Below are 3,790 nucleotides of genomic sequence, written 5' to 3'. Positions count from 1 at the left end.
TGAATTTTTTTTTATATATAAATAACAAGAAATTTTATGAATTATAGCTAATTTTGAATTTGTAAAAATATTTTTTTTTGTGGATGAATTTTCAAGATGAATAAACTTCACACTTGGAACTTCCATATTATATTTTCCTTTTTTTTTTATTCGATCACACAGATCATTATCTTCATAATACATAAAAAAATTTTCATCGAAACCACCTATATCTAAAAAAAGATTTCTATTAATGAGATAGCAACAGCCAATTAAAAATTCACAACATGTATTTCCCTCTGGATAATTATTTGTTTTATTGGAGACCTTTTTACCTTTAAGTTGGTTTATAAATCCTATGTCACCATTTGTTCTTCTCTTAAAATTATTATCATATAAAGAAGGTGATAATATTCCTACATTATCTATATTTTCTAAATATACCTCCGTTAATTTTTTTACACCATCTTCTGTTATTAAAAGATCTGGATTAATAGTTAGAATTAATGGGGTTTTTGCATAACTTATTCCTAGATTAGCTGCCTTACCATATCCTAAATTTTTTTCGGAAATAATAACCTTAATATTTTTAAAATTTTCAACAATTGTTTTTAATTTATTTGAATTAGAATTATCTACAATGATTAGTTTAAAATTTTTTAAAATATCTAAATTTTTTTTTATAAGCTCTTCACTTCTATAAGTTACCATAATTAAAGTTATATCTTCGTAAATATTCATGTTCTTCTATTCATTGTGATATTTGAAACTATTTTTTAATTAATCAGATTCTAAAGTTACTTTTCAAAGCATCTTTGTAAAATCCTTTGACTGTATCTGTTGTTAATGTTTTCAAAGTTTTTTTTGAATTTTTGATTTGCTCAATTATTTTTGGTGGTGCTGTTATTATTTCACATCCTAAATTTTTTGCTTCCAGATAATTATAAGTTTCTCTTGTACTTGCCCATAAAATTTCAATATTTTTATATTTTTTTGTATAATTTATTGATTTTTTAAAAATTGGTATTGGATCTTTTAATTGATCACCCATTCTGCCAGCAAAAATTGAAATAATAGACTTTGTTTTTTTATCTAAACATTTAACAATTTTTTTAACTTGATCAAAAGTATAAACTGCTGTGATATTTAATTTAACTTTATGATTATTGAGTTTTTTTATAATATCACCTGTAAATTTACCTTTTGTATTAACAACTGGAATTTTTACATATACATTTTTACCCCAATCATTTATTTTTAAACCTTGATTGAACATTTCGTTTAGATTATCGGAAAAAACTTCAAGAGAAACTGGTTTATAATTACTATTTTTTAATAATTTTATGGAATAATCTTTATAATTTTTTGCACCAGCTAATCTCATTAAACTGGGGTTTGTTGTAAATCCTTTTACATTTTTATCATCTTTATATTTCAAAAATGTTTTATAATCAGCACTATCACAAAAGATTTTCATTAATAAATTATTATCATATTTTTATTTTATTCAAGGCGTTATTCTTAAATAAATTGGCTTCTTTAATATATCTCCTTACCATCTCAGTTGATTTATGACCTGTCATGCTCATTATACTTCTTTCTTCGGCGCCAGCCTCTGCTGCAGAAGTAGCAAATCCAGATCTTAAACTGTGGCCAGAATAATTTGTATTATCAATACCTGCTTTTTTTAAATACTCTTTTATTATCAGTGCAACAGATTGGTCTGATAATCTAATTTCTGATAATTTCATACCTTTGTGGAATTTTCTAAATAATGGCCCTTTTTTTATTTCTGTTATTTTTAACCAATCTTGAATTGATCTAACGGGACAATATTTGAAATTATCAAAATAGGGTAGTGCCTTGATTGTTCCTTCTCCAAATTGATCAGTTTTTGATCTTTTTATGTTTATTTTTAATCCTTCATTTACAAAATCAAGATCATCATAGTCTAAAGATACTAATTCGTTTCTTCTAAATCCACCTCCAAATCCTAGAAGTATAATTGATCTGTCTCTAAATATTTTAAGTTTATCCTTTTCTTCATCTATTACATTAATTAATATTTTCAAATTATTGATTAATAATGGTTTTTTTCCTTTTTGTTTTATACCTTTTCTTCTCTTTATACCCATTAAATTTTCAACAATTGCAGGGTGTTTGGTGTCTAAATATAATCCTTTTAACTTATGAACCAACCCTATAGAAACTAATCTTCGCTTGATAGTGCTAATTTTATTATCATTTGTTGATAAATAAGTCATATAAAGTGAGACAGTTTTTGGATTTGCTGGCATTGATTTAAATCCATTTTTTACACAAAATAAACCAAAGTCATGAAAATCTGATTTGTAAGCTCTTACGGTATTTGTTGATTTAGATGCTTTTAAATTTAAAACTGTTTCTTCTTGAATAGTTTTTAAGTCTGTAGTTAAATTATTCATAATTACTATTGATAACCATTAATTATCGTTAGTAATATATTAATAGAAATTAGAAGTCAATACTAATAATTAATTAATTATGATTAAAGAATCTAAGAAACATTTGAATTCAGTAAATGAAAGTTATTTCGAGCATATGAGTATTGCTGCTAATGTAGGATTTAAAATGCTTTCAGGTGGTTTGATGGCGCTTTTACACGGTATAGTTCCTGGTATATTTCAAACTGATGCTAGTAATAAAATCAAAGAACTTTATGAATTCATTAACAAAAACAGATAAAATAATAATAACAACAATTTAATTAAATTAATTAAAGTAAATGATTAGATATTTGGAACGAAAAGATAAAGAAAATTGGATAAAATTGTATTGTGGATATGCAAAGTTTTACAAAGTTCCAATGAATCAGGATATTTTAGATACTTTATGGAATTGGATACATGATAAAAACCATGTAATTAAAGGCATTTGTTTTGAGTTAGAGGGAAAAGTCATTGCAATAGCCCATTTTAGAACAATGCCAAGACCTATTAAGGGGCATTATGTTGGATTTTTAGACGATTTATTTGTTAATCCAGATTATAGACGACAAAAAATAGCTCAAAAACTAATAAATCATTTAAAAGGACTATCAAAAGAAAAAAATTGGCAAGGAATTAGATGGATTACCCACTCCACAAATGAAAATGCGAAAAAACTATACGATAAAATAGCAATAAACACAGGATTTGAGTTATATGAGCTTAAAGGGGACTAAATTTCAGATAAAAGTTTGGAATTATTTGAAAAAAATACCGAAAGGTGAAACTAGAACCTATTTACAAGTAGCAAAAGCAATAGGAAAACCAAAAGCTCATCGCGCAGTCGCAAATGCAGTGGGTAAAAACCCCTATCCTCCCAAAATACCTTGCCATAGAGTAATTCGCTCAGATGGAAGTTTAGGAGGATATTCTGGTAAGGGTGGAATCAAGACTAAAATAAAATTATTAAGATCTGAAAAAGTTAAAATTTAAGGGATTTTTAAGGTATTTTTAGTCTTAAAAAGCCTATAAAATAAGGCTTTTTAAACTAAAAAACCTATTTTTAATTAAAATAGCTTAATTCACCCTTCAGTTGTACTACTTAATAGCTAGATATCAAATTAGAGCGTTCTATGGCGCATTAAACGCTATATTCACATAGTGCAAAGCTTAATAAACAATCAATATCAACACTTTTTTGAAGAGATTATTTATATGCTTTTGCGTCAATCATATAGTTAAAAAACCTTAAATTTATTGGTTTTTTTGGGTAATTTGAACTTTTGAAAGTATTTTAAGTTTTAATGATTTTTTTTTGATTTAATATTTTATAATTTTATAATTAT

Annotated in this window: 6 protein-coding genes; 3 read left to right on the top strand and 3 right to left on the bottom strand. The window is 25.4% G+C overall.

The window, feature by feature from the left end; genetic code table 11:
- The 3 genes from ACTT9D_RS06880 to ACTT9D_RS06870 form a co-directional block, all read right to left on the bottom strand.
- On the bottom strand, nucleotides 1-720 hold a 720-nt coding region (locus ACTT9D_RS06880), incomplete at its 3' end, for a glycosyltransferase family 2 protein (protein WP_440931043.1).
- Nucleotides 721-763: 43 nt separating this feature from the next.
- Nucleotides 764-1,456 carry a transaldolase family protein gene (locus tag ACTT9D_RS06875; protein ID WP_440931042.1) on the bottom strand — a complete coding sequence of 231 codons (693 nt, stop codon included), beginning with the start codon at nucleotides 1,454-1,456 and terminating at the stop codon, nucleotides 764-766.
- 13 nt (nucleotides 1,457-1,469) lie between these two features.
- Entirely contained in the window at nucleotides 1,470-2,423 is a 954-nt protein-coding gene (locus tag ACTT9D_RS06870; RefSeq protein ID WP_440931041.1) for a site-specific integrase, read from the bottom strand.
- Between the two features lie 79 nt (nucleotides 2,424-2,502).
- On the opposite strand from ACTT9D_RS06870, the gene ACTT9D_RS06865 reads away from it, so the two are divergent.
- From ACTT9D_RS06865 to ACTT9D_RS06855, 3 genes are read left to right on the top strand one after another with little or no spacing between them, the layout of a single operon-like run.
- Complete coding sequence (locus tag ACTT9D_RS06865; RefSeq protein ID WP_440931040.1) at nucleotides 2,503-2,703, top strand: DUF6356 family protein; 201 nt, start codon at nucleotides 2,503-2,505, stop codon at nucleotides 2,701-2,703.
- A gap of 40 nt (nucleotides 2,704-2,743) precedes the next feature.
- Complete coding sequence (locus ACTT9D_RS06860; protein ID WP_440931039.1) at nucleotides 2,744-3,181, top strand: GNAT family N-acetyltransferase; 438 nt, start codon at nucleotides 2,744-2,746, stop codon at nucleotides 3,179-3,181.
- Entirely contained in the window at nucleotides 3,162-3,437 is a 276-nt protein-coding gene (locus ACTT9D_RS06855) for a methylated-DNA--[protein]-cysteine S-methyltransferase (protein WP_440931038.1), read from the top strand. Before ACTT9D_RS06860 ends, ACTT9D_RS06855 begins: the two co-directional genes overlap by 20 nt.
- Nucleotides 3,438-3,790: the final 353 nt, after the last annotated feature.

This window comes from Candidatus Pelagibacter sp. (assembly GCF_052049815.1).
Taxonomy (GTDB): Bacteria; Pseudomonadota; Alphaproteobacteria; order Pelagibacterales; family Pelagibacteraceae; genus Pelagibacter.
This window is presented reverse-complemented; position numbering and strand designations above follow the sequence as displayed.

Bases quoted from the DNA above. Each gene is read 5' to 3' on its own strand.
- ACTT9D_RS06865 (WP_440931040.1), top strand. From the start codon at position 2,503: ATGATTAAAGAATCTAAGAAACATTTGAATTCAGTAAATGAAAGTTAT.
- ACTT9D_RS06870 (WP_440931041.1), bottom strand. From the start codon at position 2,423: ATGAATAATTTAACTACAGACTTAAAAACTATTCAAGAAGAAACAGTT.
- ACTT9D_RS06860 (WP_440931039.1), top strand. From the start codon at position 2,744: ATGATTAGATATTTGGAACGAAAAGATAAAGAAAATTGGATAAAATTG.
- ACTT9D_RS06855 (WP_440931038.1), top strand. From the start codon at position 3,162: ATGAGCTTAAAGGGGACTAAATTTCAGATAAAAGTTTGGAATTATTTG.
- ACTT9D_RS06875 (WP_440931042.1), bottom strand. From the start codon at position 1,456: ATGAAAATCTTTTGTGATAGTGCTGATTATAAAACATTTTTGAAATAT.